The organism is Bacillus sp. SRB_8, from assembly GCF_003264205.1.
Classification (GTDB): Bacteria; Bacillota; Bacilli; order Bacillales; family Bacillaceae_G; genus Bacillus_A; species Bacillus_A mycoides.
In genome coordinates this window covers 166,420-185,471 of the sequence record NZ_NADT01000020.1, presented here as the reverse complement: position 1 = coordinate 185,471, position 19,052 = coordinate 166,420, and the positions used below count along the sequence as shown (strand labels likewise).

The following is a 19,052-nucleotide window of genomic DNA, read 5'->3' as shown; positions in this document are numbered from 1 at the left end:
CTATATAGCGCTCTTATCTTTATTCACTCTTATTAAGTTGATACGTATAAGACTCAGTATCGTTAGTGCTAAACTCTTTGACTAGAGTAAGTTGATTTGTATCCGGATTATATTTGAAAATTTTGACCGTACGTTCGCTACTTAGTGATGGATTATATTCTTGAATAGCAAATGTATTTTCAGCAATCTGTGTCATATTACTGGTTGAAACGTTTTCTACGGCATCATGATTTGTAGAAATTTCAACAACTCTTTCACCGTTGAAAAATAAAAGAACGATTACTAAAACAACTAAACATAGTCGTATATAGCGAAGTTCTTTACTTATAGGATGTTCTCCCAAAATAATCATCCTTTCTATAATTATTGTATAGTAGTGGTGGTGATAGTCATTGTGAAGAAAGTAAGAATACCGAGGCCGGCTAAAAGGATAAATGAGATTAAAGCGATAAAGAGACAAATACGTCCAACTTGCTTTTTTTCAGGATCTTTACTGAAGAGCGAGATGATCCAAGTGATAATCCCGATTGGGGAAAATATAAAACTAAGAATATATAATAGTATTTTTTTAAATAAATTCATAAAAATCCCCCTTTTTGAAAGTGCTACATGTGCAATTTTCTTCGTATTAGCGCTGCCGTTATGTAGGAAAGTACAGAATAAACAGAACTATAAACAATCCAAGCGTCTAAGTTTTGTAAAGCTAGGTGTATATTAAATTTAGAGACGATAATGAAAAATATAAGTGGAACAGTAAAAGAAATAATAATTACAGCCCATTTGAATTTGTATAGTAAGGCGCTAAAAAAATACATAGTAACGGTAAAGTGAAGAAAACAAAAGTAAAAGGGTTGATAAGTAATTGTAAAATACATATCACCTCGCAGGTTTTGTATTTATTTCTAATTATATGATAAAAAGGTAAATATTTCATCTCAACCGAAAATATTCTAACTATTTCGAATGTGAATATTTCCAAGCTTGTCCGTATAAGCTAAAATAAGGTATATAGTATTTTGGTGATTATGTTATAAGAAGATAAACACGTAAGGGTGATATAATATGTGGCGGAAGCTTACCATTATTGTAGTGTTACTTTGTTTAGCGGGATATGCAGCTTATGAACAATTTGCGGAAAAGGATCAAGTAGTACAAGAAAAACCTGCCAAAAGTGAAGCTACTATGAAAGAGATTTTCGCAAGGAACGGTATTGAAATTGGAAAGAGCGCACCAGATTTTGAATTAGCAAAGATAGATGGAACGAATGTAAAGTTATCCGATTTAAAAGGAAAGAAAGTTATTTTAAACTTTTGGGCAACGTGGTGTGGGCCTTGTCAGCAAGAAATGCCTGATATGGAGGCCTTTTATAAAGAACATAAAGAAAACGTAGAAATTTTAGCTATAAACTATACTCCTTCAGAAAAAGGAGGGGGAGAAGAAAAGGTAAGGAACTTCGCTAAAGAAAAAGGAATTACTTTTCCTATTTTATTGGACAAGAACATTGATGTGACAACAGCGTATAAAGTAATTACCATTCCAACTTCTTATTTTATAGATACGAAAGGTGTAATTCAAGATAAGTTTATTGGACCGATGACGCAAAAAGAAATGGAGAAACGGATTGCTAAATTAAAATAACGGTGAAAAGGTGGAGATGGAATATAATCATTTCTGCCTTTTCTTTTTCAAGTAGTGAAAGCTTCGTGATATGATAAAAGAAATATAAATGTTTAGAGATAAAGGAGTGTCTGGAGTGGGGAATGTATCCTTACCGTTAGATTATGTTGTAATTGATTTTGAAACAACAGGATTTAACCCTTATAATGATAAAATTATTCAAGTTGCAGCAGTGAAATATTGTAATCATGAACTAGTAGATCAATTTGTATCGTATGTGAATCCAGAGCGTCCAATTCCGAGCCGAATTACGAGTTTAACAGGTATTACGAATTATCGTGTTTCAGACGCACCAACAATTGCAGAAGTATTGCCTTTGTTTTTGGCATTTCTAGATACAAATATTATCGTGGCACATAATGCTTCTTTTGATATGCGTTTTTTAAAGAGTAATGTAAATATGCTTGGACTACCTGAGCCTAAAAATAACGTTATTGATACTGTGTTTTTAGCGAAAAAATATATGAAGCATGCGCCTAATCACAAACTTGAAACGTTAAAACGAATGCTTGGAATTCGCTTAAGTTCTCATAATGCATTTGACGACTGTATTACGTGTGCGGCTGTTTATCAAAAATGTGCAGCCGTTGAAGAAGAAGGAAAAAGAAAAGCGAATAAGGAAGTACTTGATGAAACAGCGGTATTTGAAGCGGTAAAAGAAATGCTTGTACGAAATAAACGTGATATTGAGTGGATTCGTTGTATGAATGTTGGGAGTTATTTAGATATAAAAGCTTTTTACCCAATTATAAGGTTAAAGGTCAAAGGGCGAAAGAAATATGTGTTAACAGAAAAAATGGAAGACGATGTAAGAGAAATTTGTACGAGCTTAACATACGAGGCAGCATTGAAAAGTGAGATTGGCAACACGAGAATTATGATTGACAGTGTAGAGGACATTTTGAAGCTAGAGAGCTACATTGTAGCAGAATACGATTCTGTATTACGAGCGCTGGATGAATATAGAGCAAATAAAGTAAATGCGGATGAAGAAATTAAAAAATATTTAAATACGATGGTGTAAAAAATCCCATGTGCAATATATGCGCATGGGATTTTTTATCAAAACATAAAATTTTCTTGCAAATCTGATTAAAGAGTTTTTCATTTGCTCATACTATGTAATAAGAAAACGTAGAAGAAAGGGTGAGCAACATGAGAAGAAGTCGCCGTAGATCGTTTGAAGAACTTGTAAATGAAAATAAACAACAATTATTAAGCGATCGTGATGCAATGGATCGAATTGAAAAACGAATTGAAAAACGTTATGAAATGAAACTTTTTAAGCAGGCTGAATAATTCTTAACACTAGTACGATACTAGTGTTAAGGAGGCGATAGTAATGGGTAATCCGAAAAAGAATTCAAAAGACTTTGCACCAAATCAAATTGGAACACAATCGAAAAAAGCTGGTGGCAATAAAGGGAAGCAAATGCAAGACCAAACTGGCAAACAACCAATTGTTGATAACGGTTAAAAAAAGGAGAATGTCATCATTCTCCTTTTTGTGTGTTTGGATAATATTATAAAAATATTTAAAAAGCTGACTTTCGTCAGCCTTTTTTCGTAATTGTAAAGTTTTCAACGAGTAAACGCCAATTTTGTGGGAATGGTAGACCAATCTTCCAGTAACTAATACCACCAATGCCTTGTTCTTTCATTAAATTGAATTTACTTTGAATAGACCTCGAATCTTCAAACCAAACCTCGTGTTGTACGCCGTTTTCATCAAAGTAATTAAAATGTGGAGCTTGGGCTGTGAAATCATAGCGGATAGGAACATTGTATTTACGAGCAAGTGCAACAGCTGCGACAGAGCTAACTGCTTTTGCGGGTGGATTCCCTTGTTTGAAAGGAAGTTTCCAATCAAATCCATATAAATTTTGCCCCATCATAATTTTTTGTGGGGGCATTTGAGATTTTGCATATTGAAGTACTTCTTTTACAGGACCAATAGGGGAAATCGCCATCGGTGGTCCACCTTGCCAACCCCAGTCGTATGTCATAATGACGACGAAATCAACAATTTGTCCTTGTGCTTTATAATCGTGAGCCTCAAAAAATTTCCCTTTTTGATTTGAGCTCGTTTTCGGTACAAGTGTTGTACTTAATGTGTACCCGCTAGGTAAGCGTGTTTTCACATTTCGTAAAAAACGATTATACGCTTCGCGATCTTCAGGTGCCACACTCTCGAAATCGAAATGAATGTCTCGCATGCCATATTTTTCAGCTGTTTGCAAAATGTTAGTAATAAACTTGTTTTGAATTGTTGCATCGCGTAAAATAACCGAGGTCAGATCGGCACTGAAATTTCCATTTTCAATATTTGTAATAACGAGCATAGGGATGGTGTTACCTTGCGTTGCAATATTAGCGATTTTCGCTGTTTCCGTCGGTTCTTTTAAAGTGCCGTCTCTTTTTGCTTCAAAGCTGAAGTAGGCTAAATATGTTAAAAATGGATTAATAGCACGTGTAGCATTTACTAAACTTTCTTTTATCGGTATTGTTGAAGGCTGTAAATAAGCAATGGATTCTACTGCTCGTTTTGTTCCTTTCGGTATATATAATTGCTGTCCGACATGGAGAATAGATTTTAATGAAAGGTTATTAACTTTAGCTAAACTGGCGAGAGGGACGTTATACGTTTGAGAAATTCGATAAAGGCTGTCACCTGGCTGTACATAATAATTATTGCCTTTTGTATTAACGATAAGTGCCTGACCAACAACGAGTGTTTCAGCTGGATTTAGTCCATTGTCTTTTACAATTTCTTCAGGTGTAGATCCGTACTTTGATGCTAAACCATAAACACTATCACCGCTACGAACAGTTACAATTTGGATCATGTGCTTGCCCCTTTCGGTAAAAGATTCACTGTTTTTATTTTATTTTTGATTCCACTGTATTATGATTAAATGTATGCAAGGTAGCAGAAGTGAAAGAAGGCGAATAGAAATGTTTGTAGCAGAACATGAAGTTGAAATCCGCTATGCGGAAACAGACCAGATGGGTGTTGTTTACCATTCAAACTATTTAGTGTGGCTGGAACTTGGGCGCACTAAACTTATACAAGAATTAGGATTTTCATATGTTGAAATGGAGAAAGAGGGAATTATTTCTCCTGTATTAGACTTGCAAATTTCATATCGTAAAGCGATGCGTTACGGAGAAAAAGCTATTGTGAAAACGTGGGTTGATACTGTGAGCCCGCTCCGCGTTGTATATGGATATGAAATTTATAATGGTGATGGCGAACTTTGTATTACTGCAAGCACGACGAATATTTGTGCGAAAAAAGAAGGGTTCCGCCCTGTATCATTTAAAAAATTATATCCTGAGTGGTATGCGAAATATGAGGAAATTAAAAAGAAATAAAGTGAAACTTTAATCAGTGGGGGTCTTACTACCCGCAAATAGCGGGATAAAAAAAGCGTGGCAGAAGCCACGCTTTTTTATTTTTCATAATTAAATTGAGGGAAATCATCACCGTCGTTAAGTGTAACTAATAAATTATGTCCATCGAAGAACCACTCATCATCGCCTTCAATAAAGAAGTTAATACCTTCTTCTTGAGTTTGAACAGCAGGGTGCGCAGGGTCATCTTTACGAATACCTAAAGAAAGTCCTTTTTGCACAGTACTGCAACCGCCGTATTGTACGAAAAGACGTATTGTTTCACCCGATTGTAAGTTTAATTCGTTTTTATACCATTGTGCTGCTTCTTTTGTTACGGAAAGATTCATGTATAGTTCCTCCAAATTATGTTGCTTTTTCTTTTAGTATAAAAAATAACGCAAAAAGACGCTATTAATATGCTTCACGTTTTCTTTTTGCGTTATGTGGGTTACGATCTTATTTTTGCTTTTTTGAAAAGTTTGCTTTTGGTTCAGTTTTATTTATAATTCGTCCGATATTTGCACGGTGTTTATAAATAACCATACCTGCTAATAAACACATCGCAATAATGAAGATTTTATCCCCGCTAACAATGGATGCAATAACAGCAACGACAGCTGTTATCATAGAAGAAAGTGATACGTATCTTGTTGTAAATAAAAGGCTGAAAAAGACAACAGCTAATATTGCAAAAACAACTGGTGAATAGCATAATAGCACCCCAGCAGAAGTTGCAACTGCTTTCCCCCCGCGGAATTTTGCGAAGATCGGATAGACATGTCCAAGAACAGCGGCTAATCCAAACCATAGTGGGTGAATATCTGACCCGAAAATAATCGGTAGACCTGTTGCTAATGTACCTTTTAAAATGTCAGCAATTGTTACGATAAAACCTGCTTTTTTCCCTAATGTACGGAATGTATTTGTTCCGCCTAGATTACCGCTTCCATGCTCACGAATGTCGATTCCATAACCAATTTTTCCAACGACTAATGCAAATGGAATCGAACCGAGTAGATAGGCAACGATAAATAAAAGATATGTAATAACCATGAGTTCAGTCTCCTTTATACAAATGTGTTGATAAAGGGTAAAAAGAGTTTTTCCCATTTATTGTACCATACATTTGTAAAGAGCACATTTCTTTTTTATAAATGAAAAAGTCATTAATTTTTAAAAAAACTTTCACAGGAATGTTACATTTTTCACAGGAACAGAAGAACTATATGTTGTATGATTTTAATCAAAAGACAACAACATGTTGGTGGAGGGTTATGAATGTTGAAACAAAATGTACGTGGAGAAGAATTAATGAAAGTATTTGAGACAATTATCCACGGTAATGAACAAGATTTAATGCAGGAAAATGCAAATGTAGATGGTCGATCTCCAATGGGAGTAATGGGAACGTTCGCATCTGAGAGCGCAAAGTATTATGCAGTAGAAAAATTATTATCAGATCAAGTGAAAAAAGCGATAGATCAAAATATATTATATCCACATGATTTAGATTTTTATGCAACAGGAACGACGACTTGTTCGCAAATTCCGTTAGCGCAAATGCTAGCTAACGGTTTTCATACTGGACATGGACATATGAGACAACCGCAAGACATTAAAAGTGCGTTGGCGCTTTCTTCAATTATTTTTCAGGCGAATCAAAATATGCAGCACGGTGGTCAATCGTTTGCACTCTTTGATATTGATTTAGCTCCATATGTGAGAAAAACAGTAAAGAGACATAAAAAACGACTACAGTCATATCCGCTTACGAAAGAACAAATAGAGGGATTTGCATGGAAAGAGACAGAAAATGATACGTATCAGGCGTGTGAGGCTTTCGTTCATAATTCAAATAGTATGCATAGTAGGGGCGGGGGACAAGTACCATTTATTTCTATTAACTACGGAACAGACACATCGAAAGAGGGAAGACTTTTAATTAAGCAACTTTTAAAAGCGACGCAAGCTGGACTTGGTAAAGGGGAAACACCGATTTTTCCTATTCAAATTTTCAAAATGAAAAAAGGCGTGAACTTTGAAGAGTGTGATCCGAACTATGATTTATTTGAATTAGCGTTAGAAACGACCGCTGAGCGATTATTCCCTAACTTTTCGTTTTTAGATGCTCCGTTTAATGCTGTGCATTATGATGGTCGACCTGAAAGTGAAGTATGTTATATGGGGTGCCGTACTCGTGTTATGTCTAATATACATGGGGAAGAAACAGCAATTGGAAGAGGGAATTTATCGTTTACTTCTATTAATTTAGTGAAATTAGCGCTAATTAGTGGATCGAAAGAAGCGTTTTTTGAAGCGCTAAGTTATTATTTAGATTTAGGCGTTAAGCAATTATTAGAGAGATTTGCTTATCAATGTACAAAGAGAGCAAGAGATTTTCAGTTCTTATATTCACAAGGTGTATGGCGTGGTGGAGAGACGTTACAACCTGAAGATGCTGTGGCACCGATTTTAAAACAAGGGACGTTAAGTCTTGGTTTTATCGGTCTTGCAGAATGTTTAGTAGCGTTAACTGGAAAGCATCATGGAGAAAATGAAGAATCGTGGAAGCTTGGATATGAAATTATTTCCTTTATGAGAGAGGGCATGGATAAGGCGATGGAAGAACATCAACTCAATTTCTCTGTAATTGCAACGCCTGCAGAAGGTTTATCAGGTAAGTTTGTGAAAAAAGATAGAGAAGAATTTGGTGAGATTAGCGGTATAACGAACCATAATTACTATACGAATTCATTCCATATTCCAGTTTATTATAACATTCAAGCGATAAATAAAATTCGTTTAGAAGGACCTTTCCATGCCCTATGTAACGGGGGACATATTACGTATATTGAACTAGACGGAGCAGCTATGCATAACAAAAAGGCATTAAAGCAAATTGTGCAAGCGATGGCAGAGAATGGCGTTGGGTACGGTTCAATAAATCATCCTGTTGATCGTTGTAAGTGCTGTAGTTATCACGGAGTTATTGGGAATGAATGTCCAAGCTGTGGAAATGAAGATGAGGCTAATATAGAAAGAATTCGCCGTATAACGGGCTATCTTGTAGGAGATATGTCGAAGTGGAATAGTGCGAAACGTAGTGAAGAGATGGATCGGGTGAAGCATAAATGAAAGTTATGAATATCATTCATGATAGTGTAGTAGATGGAGAAGGGTTGCGGACAGTCGTGTTTTTTGCGGGCTGTCCGCATCGTTGTTTCGGGTGCCATAACCCGAAATCTTGGAATGTTTGCAATGGAACTGAAATGACGGTAGAAGAAATTGTGAAAGAGATTGAAAGTAATTCATTAACAGATGTAACATTTTCAGGTGGAGATCCATTCTTCCAAGCTGCTGAAGTGAAAAAAGTAGCAAAAGCTGTGAAAGATTTGAAAAAAAATCTATGGATTTATACAGGTTACAGGTTAGAAGAGATACAGAGTGCTCAAAATAATGATATGATAGAATTGTTACATTATGGGGATGTTTTGGTCGATGGAAGATTTGAACTTGATAAAAAAGATTTAACACTTCCATTTCGCGGAAGCTCCAATCAACGTATTATTCGATTGAAAGAGTAAAAAGGCGGGATAGGTTATATGAATAAAACAGTATTACTTGTTGAAGATGAAAGAAGATTACGTGAAATTGTTAGTGATTATTTTCGTAATGAAGGCTTTGAAGTAATCGAAGCGGAAGATGGAAAAAAAGCGCTAGAATTATTTGCTGAACATACAATTGATTTAATTATGTTAGATATTATGTTACCAGAAATAGATGGTTGGTCTGTTTGTAGACGAATTAGAAAAGAGTCAGCGGTACCAATCATTATGCTGACAGCACGTTCTGATGAGGATGATACATTACTAGGCTTTGAACTAGGTGCAGATGAGTATGTAACAAAACCTTTTAGTCCGAAAGTGTTAGTAGCTCGTGCAAAGACGTTATTGAAACGTGCGGATGGAGCGGTAGGAGTATCAGAAGAAAATACTATGTCTTTAGCTGGAATAGAAGTGAATCGACTATCTAGAACAGTTTTAGTAGATGGTGAAGAAATTATATTGACACATAAGGAGTTCGAACTTCTTGTTTATTTAATGGAGAACAAAGGAATTGTGTTGTCACGTCAACATTTATTAGATCAGTTATGGGGATATGATTACTACGGTGATGACCGAACGGTTGATACACATATTAAAAAACTGCGAAATAAGCTAGGAGATAAGGCGAGGCATATCGGCACTGTTATTCGAGTAGGTTACAAATTCGAAGAATAACCTTTAATTTACTATGCATCCCGGCTTTGGGATATAGCAAATTTACACTCTCCTTTGTAGGTGGAATGTACAAAAAATACTTTTCTTGTCTACAATGGTAGATAGGAGTATTTTTTTAATTGGATTTCACGATGAGTTCACAAGAAGGACACAAAATGTGACTATACTGAAAGTACGAATTCACCAGGGAGGGGAAATAAAACATGGGATATTACGACGGACCGAATTTGAATGAAGAGCATAGTGAAACGAGAGAAGTGAAAAAATCAGGTAGTAAAAAAGGATATTTTTTCACAGGTTTAGTTGGAGCTGTAGTCGGGGCGGTTTCGATTAGTTTTGCAGCACCGTACATGCCATGGGTGCAAAATAATAATGCAGCTGTTTCGTCATTCAATTCTAATAAACAAGTAGAAGGAACTGTAGTTCCAGTTGTAAATAAAGCGAAAAATGAAACTGATTTACCGGGAATGATCGAAGGCGCGAAGGATGTTGTTGTAGGTGTTATTAATATGCAACAAAGTGTTGATCCATTTGCAATGCAACCGACAGGCCAAGAGCAACAAGCTGGCTCAGGATCAGGTGTTATTTATAAAAAAGCAGGAAATAAAGCGTATATTGTAACGAACAACCATGTAGTAGATGGAGCAAATAAACTTGCTGTAAAACTAAGTGATGGTAAAAAGGTAGATGCAAAGCTTGTAGGGAAAGACCCTTGGTTAGATTTAGCGGTTGTAGAAATTGATGGATCTAATGTAAATAAAGTTGCCACTTTAGGTGATTCAAGTAAACTTCGTGCGGGTGAAAAAGCGATTGCAATCGGTAACCCACTAGGGTTTGATGGAAGTGTAACAGAAGGTATTATTAGTAGCAAAGAACGTGAAATTCCAGTAGATATTGATGGCGATAAGCGTGCAGATTGGAATGCTCAAGTTATTCAAACAGATGCAGCAATTAACCCAGGTAATAGTGGTGGTGCGTTATTTAATCAAAACGGTGAAATAATTGGGATTAATTCAAGTAAAATTGCACAACAAGAAGTTGAAGGAATTGGATTTGCTATTCCAATTAATATTGCAAAGCCAGTTATTGAATCCCTTGAAAAAGAAGGAGTGGTGAAACGTCCAGCACTAGGAGTAGGTGTCGTTTCATTAGAAGATGTGCAAGCTTATGCAGTAAATCAATTGAAAGTACCGAAAGAAGTAACAAACGGCGTTGTATTAGGTAAAATTTATCCAATATCACCTGCAGAAAAAGCTGGTTTAGAGCAATATGATATAGTAGTAGCGTTAGATGATCAAAAAGTAGAGAATTCACTTCAATTCCGTAAATATTTATATGAAAAGAAAAAAGTAGGCGAGAAAGTAGAAGTTACATTCTATCGCAATGGCCAAAAAATGACGAAAACAGCTACATTAGCAGATAATTCAGCTACAAAGAATCAATAATCGGAATAAAAGAAAGTCTCTTTCATGTTGAAAGAGACTTTCTTTATCGGATATACTAAAGGAATAGGAGGGATAAATTATGATAATTGAAAACCCAACTCGTACGGAAATTGGTGAAGTATTAAAGAAAAGTAAAACGATTGCAGTTGTTGGATTATCAGATAAGCCAGAACGCACATCGTATATGGTTTCAAAAGCAATGCAAGATGCTGGGTACCGCATTATTCCAGTAAATCCAACAGTAGATGAAGTACTCGGAGAAAAGGCGGTTTCTTCACTGACGGATATTAAAGAACATGTTGATATTGTAAATGTGTTTCGTCGCTCAGAATTTTTAAAGGATGTTGCGAAAGAGTTTGTAGAGATTGATGCAGATGTTTTCTGGGCACAATTAGGAGTACAAGATGAAGATACATATAAACTTTTACAAGAAAAAGGGTACACAGTAATAATGGATCGTTGCATTAAAGTAGAGCATGTAATGACAAAATAGTATAGATTTTAAAGATAGAAAGATTGATTCAGCCCTCGCTTTTTACATAAGTAGGGCGGATGAACGAGGTGTTCATCATGAGATTTTTTAAAGGCTGTTTTTGGGGATTGTTACTTGTTATCCCATTTTGGATATTGATCATTTGGATCATGATAAAGGTTTGGAATGTATAATGTTGGAATACATATCCATTTCTCGTTGACAAACGATTATTTTTCTGAAATAGTAGCCTAGAGGAATCCTTGTGAAAAAAAACAAGGATTTTTCTATTGAAAATAGTATATAAAAGAGATAAGATAACTTGCCAAAACTATAGTCGAGGCGTTATTCTATAATAGAAACATATGTTCTGATTTGATTAGGAAAGGGGCAAGGAGTTTGGCGAAGCATCAGTTCCAATATAATGAAGATGCAATTCAAGTGTTAGAAGGACTTGAAGCCGTTCGAAAACGCCCGGGTATGTATATCGGGAGTACGGATAGCCGTGGATTGCATCATTTAGTATATGAAATAGTAGATAACTCCGTTGATGAAGCATTAGCGGGATTTGGCGACGAAATTTCTGTCGTAATACATAAAGATAATAGTATTAGCGTAATTGATAAAGGGCGAGGAATGCCTACGGGAATGCATAAGCTTGGAAAGCCGACACCTGAAGTTATTTTAACAGTACTTCATGCTGGTGGTAAGTTTGGCCAAGGAGGCTATAAAACGAGTGGTGGTTTACACGGTGTTGGGGCATCAGTTGTAAACGCCTTATCAGAATGGCTAGTAGTAACGATTAAGCGAGATGGTAGCATTTATGAACAACGCTTTGAAAATGGTGGTACTCCTGCAACGACGTTAGAGAAAATCGGGAAAACGAAAGAGTCTGGTACAACGATGCACTTCAAACCAGATACAACTATTTTCAGCACAACAAATTATAATTATGAAACATTATGTGAGAGATTACGTGAATCTGCATTCTTATTAAAAGGAATGAAAATCTCGATAAAAGATGAACGTAATGATTTAGAAGATGTGTTTCATTATGAAACAGGAATTGAGGCTTTCGTTTCATACTTAAACGAAGAGAAAGATTCGATTCATCCAGTTGTATATTTCTCGGGTGAGCAAAATGGAATTGAAGCAGAGTTAGCCTTTCAGTTTAATGATGGTTACTCAGAAAACATTCTTTCGTTTGTAAATAATGTACGTACAAAAGACGGTGGTACACACGAAGCTGGATTTAAAACAGCAATGACACGTGTGTTCAATGAGTATGCTCGTAAAGTTTCTTTATTAAAAGAAAAAGACAAAAATTTAGAGGGTACAGATATTCGAGAAGGATTAGCTTCGATTGTTTCTGTACGTGTACCAGAAGACGTACTCCAGTTTGAAGGGCAAACGAAAGGGAAACTAGGTACAAGTGAAGCTCGTTCTTCAATTGATGCAATTGTATCTGAGCATTTAGCTTACTTTTTAGAAGAAAACCCGGATGTAGCTACACTTCTTGTGAGAAAGGCAATTAAAGCAGCACAAGCACGTGAGGCTGCTCGTAAAGCGAGAGAAGAAGCGCGTACTGGTAAGAAGAAGAAAAAATCAGAAGGTACTTTAAGCGGGAAGTTAACACCTGCACAATCACGTAATCCTCAGAAAAACGAATTGTATTTAGTAGAGGGTGACTCGGCTGGTGGTTCAGCAAAGCAAGGGCGAGATCGTCGTTTCCAAGCGGTGCTACCATTACGTGGTAAAGTAATTAACACGGAAAAAGCAAAGCTTGCTGATATTTTTAAGAACGAAGAGATCAATACAATTATTTACGCAATTGGCGGCGGCGTAGGGAATGAGTTCGCTGTTGAAGATATTAACTACGATAAAGTTGTTATTATGACCGATGCAGATACGGATGGAGCACATATTCAAGTGTTACTACTGACGTTCTTCTACCGTTATATGAAACCACTTATTGAAGCTGGTAAAGTATTTATCGCACTTCCACCTTTATATAAAGTAAGTAAAGGAAAAGGGAAAAGTGAAGTAATTGAATATGCATGGTCTGATGAAGAATTAGGTGGTGTAACGAAAAAGGTCGGTAAAGGCTACATGTTGCAGCGCTATAAAGGACTTGGTGAAATGAATGCCGATCAATTATGGGAAACAACGATGAACCCTGAAACACGTACGTTAATCCGTGTGAAAATTGACGATGCATCAAGAGCTGAGCGCCGAGTTACGACATTGATGGGGGATAAAGTAGAACCTCGCCGTAAATGGATTGAGCGTAATGTACAATTTGGTATGCAAGAAGAAGGAAATATTTTAGAAAATGAAATGATTATGGAGACGGAGGTGGAATAACATGCAGGCAGAGAAGTTTCATGACCTCCCGCTTGAAGACGTGTTAGGTGACCGCTTTGCACGTTATAGTAAATATATTATTCAAGACCGCGCGCTTCCAGATGCGCGTGACGGTTTAAAACCGGTACAAAGACGTATTTTATATTCTATGTATGTAGAAGGAAACGTACATGATAAAGCGTTTCGTAAATCAGCTAAAACAGTAGGTAATGTTATCGGTAATTATCATCCACATGGTGATTCCTCTGTATATGAGGCGATGGTCCGTTTAAGTCAAACTTGGAAAGTACGTAATGTTTTAGTTGAAATGCACGGAAATAACGGTAGTGTTGATGGGGATCCAGCAGCGGCAATGCGTTATACGGAAGCACGTTTATCACCAATCGCATCTGAGTTATTACGTGATCTTGATAAAGAAACAGTAGAATTCGTGTCAAACTTTGATGATACGAGTGAAGAACCTATTGTATTACCGGCAATGTTCCCGAACTTATTAGTGAACGGATCTACAGGGATTTCCGCTGGTTATGCAACAGAAATTCCACCGCATCATCTTGGAGAAGTAATTGATGCTACAATTATGCGTATCGATCAACCGAATAGTTCTGTGGAGGACTTGTTAACAGTTATTAAAGGACCCGATTTCCCTACAGGTGGTATTATACAAGGGATAGATGGCATTAAAAAAGCGTATGAAACAGGTAAAGGTAAAATTATTATTCGCGGAAAAGCAGAGGTTGAAACGATTCGTGGCGGGAAGCAACAAATCGTTATTACAGAAATTCCGTACGAAGTAAATAAAGCGAATCTTGTTAAGAAAATGGATGAATTACGTATAGATAAAAAGCTAGATGGAATTGCTGAAGTACGTGATGAGACAGATCGTACAGGTCTTCGTATCGTTGTAGAATTAAAAAAAGAAGCGAATGCTGAAGGTATTTTAAATTATTTATATAAAAATACAGATTTGCAAATTCCATACAACTTTAATATGGTAGCGATAAATAATCGTCGTCCGACACTTATGACATTACCTAAGATTTTGGATGCATATATTGGACATCAGAAAGATGTTGTTACAAGACGCTCACAATATGAATTAAGAAAAGCAGAAAATCGTCAGCATATTGTAGAAGGTTTAAAGAAAGCATTATCAATTTTAGATGAAGTGATTGAAACGATCCGTGGGTCTAAAGATAAGCGTAATGCGAAAGATAATTTAAGTGCGAAATTTGGATTTACAGAGGCGCAGTCAGAAGCAATTGTTTCACTGCAATTATATCGTTTAACAAATACAGATATTACAGCGCTAGAGCAAGAAGCAGCGGAACTTAGTAAGAAAATTATAGAGTTACAGTCAATTTTACAAAGTGAAAAAAGACTTTTTCAAGTTATTAAAACAGATTTGAAGAGAGTAAAGAAAACATATAGTGATAATCGCCGTGCGATAATTGAAGAGGAAATTGAAGAAATTAAAATCGATGTGGAAGTTATGATTCCGCAAGAAGATGTCATCGTTACTGTAACGAAAGAAGGCTATGTGAAACGAACAGGTTGGCGTTCGCATAATGCATCGAACGGGAAATACTTCGGTATGAAAGAGGGTGACATCTTACTTGAGCGTTTCGATACAAACACGACAGAAACCGTTCTTTTATTTACGAACAAAGGAAATTATATTTATCTTCCTGTGTATGAAATGCCAGAAATTCGTTGGAAAGATTTAGGTCAACACGTTGCGAATCTTGTTTCACTCGAGCGAGATGAATCGTTAATTTGGGCAACAGTCGTACCGAATTTTGAAGAAGAAAAACGATTTATCGTATTTGTTACACGAAACGGTATGATTAAGAAAACAGAATTAAACCAATATAAAGTGCAGCGTTATTCACGGGCATTCGTTGCTGTAAACTTGAAAAAAGATGATGAAGTTGTTGATATATTTGCGACAGATGGGACAAGTGATATTGTTCTTGCAACACATGGTGCATATGCACTTGTATTCAATGAAGAAGAAGTAAGTCCAGTTGGTGTCAGAGCAGCTGGTGTGAAAGCAATTAATTTAAAAGAAGATGACTATGTTGCTTCTGGTAAACCGTTAAATGGTGAAAAAGATCAACTTATTCTCGTTACGCAGCGAGGTGCTGTGAAGCGTATAAAGGCATCGGAAATTGAGAAATCAACGAGGGCGAAGCGAGGCCTTGTAATTTTTAAAGAGTTAAAACGTAATCCGTACCGCATTGTCGGTATTGAAATTGTTCGAGATGATGAATTAGTTTACATGAAGACAGAGAAACACATTGTAGAAGAAATTGATCCGAAAGCGTTTCGAAATAAAGACCGGTATAGTAATGGTAGTTTAGTACTAGATGTTAATGATACTGGTGAAGTAATTGAAACGTGGACAAAGAAAAGAACGGAATAAAGTGAAACTTTAATCAGTGGGGTTTTTTTCCATCCCCCACTGATTATTAGCCTTCACCAATCGGGCTTTTACGGGCAGTTGGTCTCCCGCCTAACTCCCTCGCATTCCCCTTATTTTGAGGTGGGAGTCTTACTGCGCGTTAATGCGGGATAAAGGGAGCATCTTGCTATGAATGATAGCAAGATGCTTTTTTCTAAGCAAATCATTATGTATATAAAAATAATCTTGTTATAATAATGAAATGAAATCGTTCTCATAAAGTGAAACTTTAATCAGTGGGGATTTTCTTTATCCCCACTGATTATTAGTTGAGCCAATCGGGCTTTTACGAGCAGTTGATTCCTCACCTAATTTCTTTGCTTTCGTTGAATTTTGAGTTAGGAATCTTACTGCCCGTTAAAGCGGGACAAATGGAGGGGCAACATGAAAAAAATAGGTGTAGGGATTGTAGGATTTGGATTTTCTAGTACAACATTTCACATCCCGTTATTACAAACGATAGAAGAATACGATATTCGTGCTATTTTATCATCAAAAGAAGAAGTAGTGAAACAAGCATTACCAAATGCTGAAGTTGTTGGTACAATTGATGAATTAGTAAATCGAGCTGATATTGACTTAGTGGTCATTACTTCGCCGAATACAACCCATTTTCCATATGTAAAAGAAGCAATTGTACACGGTAAGCATGTTGTTGTGGAAAAACCATTCGTTGTTTCAATTGAAGAAGGAGAAGAACTTATTTCATTAGCGAACCGACATAATGTCGTTTTAAGTGTGTATCATAATCGCCGTTTGGATAATGATTTCTTAACGATAAAGAAATTATTACAAGAAAAAAGAATAGGGAATGTATACGCATATGAAGCGCATTTCGATCGTTTCCGCCCACATGTACGCGATCGCTGGAGAGAAAAGAACTTACCAGGATCAGGTATATTATATGATTTAGGATCGCATTTAATTGACCAAGCATTATCATTATTTGGGAAACCAGATGCGATAAGCGCAGATGTAATAAAACAACGACCAGGTGCAGAAGTGGATGATTACTTCCATGTTGTACTTCACTATGGAGTGAAGCGCGTTATTTTACATAGTAGCAGTTACGTAAAGCAAGCTGGACCACATTTTACACTGCATGGAGATAAAGGTTCTATCGTGAAGTATGGTATGGATTCACAGGAAGAACAATTAAAGACTGGAATGAAGCCAGGGGATAATGGTTATGGATCAGACTCTGAAGAGAATTTTGCTACTTTAGAAACAGAAGAAAGCTTAGAGCGTATTCCAACAGAAGTCGGCTGCTATGACATGTATTATAAAGGCGTGCGAGATAGCATATTAAATGGTGAAAAACTACCTGTAACTGCTCAAGAAGGTTTAGACGTTATTAAATTGATTCAATTGGCGACTGAAAGTAGTGAAACGGGTAGAGTCATTGCGGTAAAATAAAAAAGACACGAATTTCGTGTCTTTTTTTATTAGGAATATGCGAATATGACTCATTATTTAGTTTAGTCGTTTGTCATACATTAATTGGATTTGTATGCCGTAAGGATCTTCAATAATACCATATGCTTCACTAAATATATTTTTTTCTAGTGGAGAGATTATTTTCACATGCTTATCGGAAATTAAATTATTATAAAATCTTTGCATTTCTTCTAAATCAGCACTTTGAATGCAAAGTGACATGTTATTTCCAACGCTATAACGTTCAGTAGGGTTCATTGTATCTTCGGCTATCATTAGCTTTGTATTCCCAATTTGTAAAACAGAGTGGGCAATATGATCTTTATTTTCACTTGTAATTTCAAAAGAACTATCTCTTTTGGCCAGTTCTTCATACGTAACAATCATTAACTTCTTGGCCTCTAAATTACGTGTGTAAAAATTAATTGCCTCCTTTGCTTGCCCATTCATTGAAAGAAAAATAGCTATTTCTAATGTCATAAATATATAACTCCTTTATTAGTTAATAATTATAATATAGACTAAAAAGGTTTCAATACATGACACCTTTTATGGAGGGAGATATGAAAAAAACTGAACGAATAAATGATATGCTTATTTTCTTAAATAATAAAAGATATTTTAATTTAAAAGATTTAATGGTTAGATATGATATTTCTAAAAGTACCGCTCTACGAGATATTCAATCATTAGAAGAAATAGGTGTACCAATATATTCTGAACTAGGTAGAAATGGGAGTTATAAAATTATAGAAAATAGTGTGTTATCACCAATATATTTTAGTGTGGATGAAATGTATGCGTTATACTTTTCGATTCTTACATTAAATGGATACAAAACAAAGCCATTTAATATAGAAAGTATTGCGCTTGAAAATAAATTTAAACATGTATTACCTGATAATGTGAGTAAAAATATTTCAATCATGGAACGAACGCTTTCCTTTGAAGTAACAAATCATAGTAACTTTAGTCCGTTCTTAAAAGAACTTTTACAGGGGATTTTTGCTGAACGGGTTTATCGTTTAACATATTTGAAAAAAGATGAGGAGAAAGCATTGGTCGCCCAATTTATTCGAATAGAATCTAAATTTGGACAGTGGTATGCTGAAATTTTTAATTTTGAGACAAGTAATGTTCAAATAATTAGATGTGATAAAATTCTTTCTATTATGGAAACAAGCAATACTAATCCAAAAAAGCTCGAAGAACTATTAAGTTATCTTACTACTTTTCACAGAAAGCCTGATGCAATTGATTTTATTGTCATTGTTAATCAAGAAGGAAAAGACATTTTTGATAAAGAGAATTATCCTTCCATGAGGATACAAAAAGAAAATGAAAATTACATTATAAAAGGCTATTTTAACAAGAAAGAAGTTGATTTTGTTTCAAGTTATTTTTTGAATTTCGGAAAAACGATTATCTCAATTCAGCCTGTCATGCTGAAAGATTTAATCTATAATAAGGTATTATCTATAAAACATCATTTAACTTCTTTGAGATAAAGTTAGTTT

Annotated in this window: 20 protein-coding genes; 14 read left to right on the top strand and 6 right to left on the bottom strand. The window is 35.7% G+C overall.

Going from position 1 to position 19,052, the window contains the following annotated elements:
* Window positions 1-19: 19 nt before the first annotated feature.
* Together B5P40_RS19195 and B5P40_RS19190 are read right to left on the bottom strand one after the other, a co-directional pair.
* Window positions 20-352, bottom strand: coding sequence for a YmzC family protein (locus tag B5P40_RS19195; protein WP_080019310.1), 333 nt, complete (start codon window positions 350-352; stop codon window positions 20-22).
* Between the two features lie 11 nt (window positions 353-363).
* Complete coding sequence (locus B5P40_RS19190) at window positions 364-582, bottom strand: hypothetical protein (protein WP_113709655.1); 219 nt, start codon at window positions 580-582, stop codon at window positions 364-366.
* Between the two features lie 480 nt (window positions 583-1,062).
* Here B5P40_RS19190 and B5P40_RS19180 point away from each other — a divergent pair, with 480 nt between their 5' ends.
* The 4 genes from B5P40_RS19180 (at window position 1,063) to sspN (ending at window position 3,154) form a co-directional block, all read left to right on the top strand.
* The gene (locus B5P40_RS19180) at window positions 1,063-1,638 is read left to right on the top strand and encodes a TlpA family protein disulfide reductase (RefSeq protein ID WP_113709654.1); all 576 of its coding nucleotides are present in this window, start codon (window positions 1,063-1,065) and stop codon (window positions 1,636-1,638) included.
* Between the two features lie 115 nt (window positions 1,639-1,753).
* The gene (locus B5P40_RS19175) at window positions 1,754-2,701 is read left to right on the top strand and encodes a 3'-5' exonuclease (protein ID WP_002190374.1); all 948 of its coding nucleotides are present in this window, start codon (window positions 1,754-1,756) and stop codon (window positions 2,699-2,701) included.
* Window positions 2,702-2,832: 131 nt separating this feature from the next.
* Window positions 2,833-2,976 carry an FbpB family small basic protein gene (locus B5P40_RS19170; RefSeq protein WP_002014298.1) on the top strand — a complete coding sequence of 48 codons (144 nt, stop codon included), beginning with the start codon at window positions 2,833-2,835 and terminating at the stop codon, window positions 2,974-2,976.
* Window positions 2,977-3,019: 43 nt separating this feature from the next.
* Window positions 3,020-3,154, top strand: coding sequence for an acid-soluble spore protein SspN (sspN, locus tag B5P40_RS19165; RefSeq protein ID WP_000527988.1), 135 nt, complete (start codon window positions 3,020-3,022; stop codon window positions 3,152-3,154).
* A gap of 76 nt (window positions 3,155-3,230) precedes the next feature.
* On the opposite strand, the gene B5P40_RS19160 is transcribed toward sspN, so the two are convergent.
* A complete protein-coding gene (locus B5P40_RS19160; RefSeq protein ID WP_002066644.1) occupies window positions 3,231-4,523 on the bottom strand; it encodes a glycoside hydrolase family 18 protein in 1,293 nt (430 codons plus the stop codon).
* Between the two features lie 109 nt (window positions 4,524-4,632).
* Here B5P40_RS19160 and B5P40_RS19155 point away from each other — a divergent pair, with 109 nt between their 5' ends.
* The gene (locus B5P40_RS19155; RefSeq protein ID WP_002128497.1) at window positions 4,633-5,052 is read left to right on the top strand and encodes an acyl-CoA thioesterase; all 420 of its coding nucleotides are present in this window, start codon (window positions 4,633-4,635) and stop codon (window positions 5,050-5,052) included.
* A 77-nt stretch (window positions 5,053-5,129) separates the two neighbouring features.
* Here B5P40_RS19155 and B5P40_RS19150 read toward each other — a convergent pair whose 3' ends face one another.
* Both B5P40_RS19150 and plsY read right to left on the bottom strand, forming a co-directional pair.
* Window positions 5,130-5,420 carry a HesB/YadR/YfhF family protein gene (locus B5P40_RS19150; RefSeq protein ID WP_002033558.1) on the bottom strand — a complete coding sequence of 97 codons (291 nt, stop codon included), beginning with the start codon at window positions 5,418-5,420 and terminating at the stop codon, window positions 5,130-5,132.
* A 109-nt stretch (window positions 5,421-5,529) separates the two neighbouring features.
* Window positions 5,530-6,126 (bottom strand): glycerol-3-phosphate 1-O-acyltransferase PlsY, encoded by a 597-nt coding sequence (plsY, locus tag B5P40_RS19145; protein ID WP_002014306.1) that lies wholly within the window; start codon window positions 6,124-6,126, stop codon window positions 5,530-5,532.
* A gap of 225 nt (window positions 6,127-6,351) precedes the next feature.
* On the opposite strand from plsY, the gene B5P40_RS19140 reads away from it, so the two are divergent.
* The 8 genes from B5P40_RS19140 to B5P40_RS19105 all read left to right on the top strand — a co-directional run bounded on the left by B5P40_RS19140 (window position 6,352) and on the right by B5P40_RS19105 (window position 17,514).
* Entirely contained in the window at window positions 6,352-8,208 is a 1,857-nt protein-coding gene (locus tag B5P40_RS19140; RefSeq protein WP_113709653.1) for an anaerobic ribonucleoside triphosphate reductase, read from the top strand.
* The gene (nrdG, locus tag B5P40_RS19135; RefSeq protein WP_113709652.1) at window positions 8,205-8,657 is read left to right on the top strand and encodes an anaerobic ribonucleoside-triphosphate reductase activating protein; all 453 of its coding nucleotides are present in this window, start codon (window positions 8,205-8,207) and stop codon (window positions 8,655-8,657) included. Before B5P40_RS19140 ends, nrdG begins: the two co-directional genes overlap by 4 nt.
* Window positions 8,658-8,675: 18 nt before the next feature.
* Window positions 8,676-9,353 (top strand): response regulator transcription factor, encoded by a 678-nt coding sequence (locus tag B5P40_RS19130; protein ID WP_002185181.1) that lies wholly within the window; start codon window positions 8,676-8,678, stop codon window positions 9,351-9,353.
* Between the two features lie 203 nt (window positions 9,354-9,556).
* Window positions 9,557-10,798 carry a S1C family serine protease gene (locus tag B5P40_RS19125; RefSeq protein WP_002014311.1) on the top strand — a complete coding sequence of 414 codons (1,242 nt, stop codon included), beginning with the start codon at window positions 9,557-9,559 and terminating at the stop codon, window positions 10,796-10,798.
* Window positions 10,799-10,877: 79 nt separating this feature from the next.
* Window positions 10,878-11,291 (top strand): CoA-binding protein, encoded by a 414-nt coding sequence (locus B5P40_RS19120; RefSeq protein ID WP_002014313.1) that lies wholly within the window; start codon window positions 10,878-10,880, stop codon window positions 11,289-11,291.
* A 378-nt stretch (window positions 11,292-11,669) separates the two neighbouring features.
* A complete protein-coding gene (parE, locus tag B5P40_RS19115; RefSeq protein WP_002087772.1) occupies window positions 11,670-13,634 on the top strand; it encodes a DNA topoisomerase IV subunit B in 1,965 nt (654 codons plus the stop codon).
* 1 nt (window position 13,635) lies between these two features.
* Window positions 13,636-16,059: a DNA topoisomerase IV subunit A gene (gene parC / locus B5P40_RS19110; RefSeq protein WP_113709651.1), complete on the top strand. Its 2,424-nt coding sequence runs from the start codon at window positions 13,636-13,638 to the stop codon at window positions 16,057-16,059.
* A 423-nt stretch (window positions 16,060-16,482) separates the two neighbouring features.
* On the top strand, window positions 16,483-17,514 hold the full coding sequence (locus B5P40_RS19105; RefSeq protein ID WP_002014316.1) for an oxidoreductase: 1,032 nt from the start codon (window positions 16,483-16,485) through the stop codon (window positions 17,512-17,514).
* 57 nt (window positions 17,515-17,571) lie between these two features.
* Here the strand turns inward: B5P40_RS19105 and B5P40_RS19100 are convergent, their stop codons facing one another.
* Window positions 17,572-18,015, bottom strand: a complete 444-nt coding sequence (locus tag B5P40_RS19100; RefSeq protein ID WP_113709650.1) for a VOC family protein — start codon at window positions 18,013-18,015, stop codon at window positions 17,572-17,574.
* A gap of 59 nt (window positions 18,016-18,074) precedes the next feature.
* Here B5P40_RS19100 and B5P40_RS19095 point away from each other — a divergent pair, with 59 nt between their 5' ends.
* A complete protein-coding gene (locus B5P40_RS19095) occupies window positions 18,075-19,043 on the top strand; it encodes a helix-turn-helix transcriptional regulator (RefSeq protein ID WP_113709649.1) in 969 nt (322 codons plus the stop codon).
* Window positions 19,044-19,052: the final 9 nt, after the last annotated feature.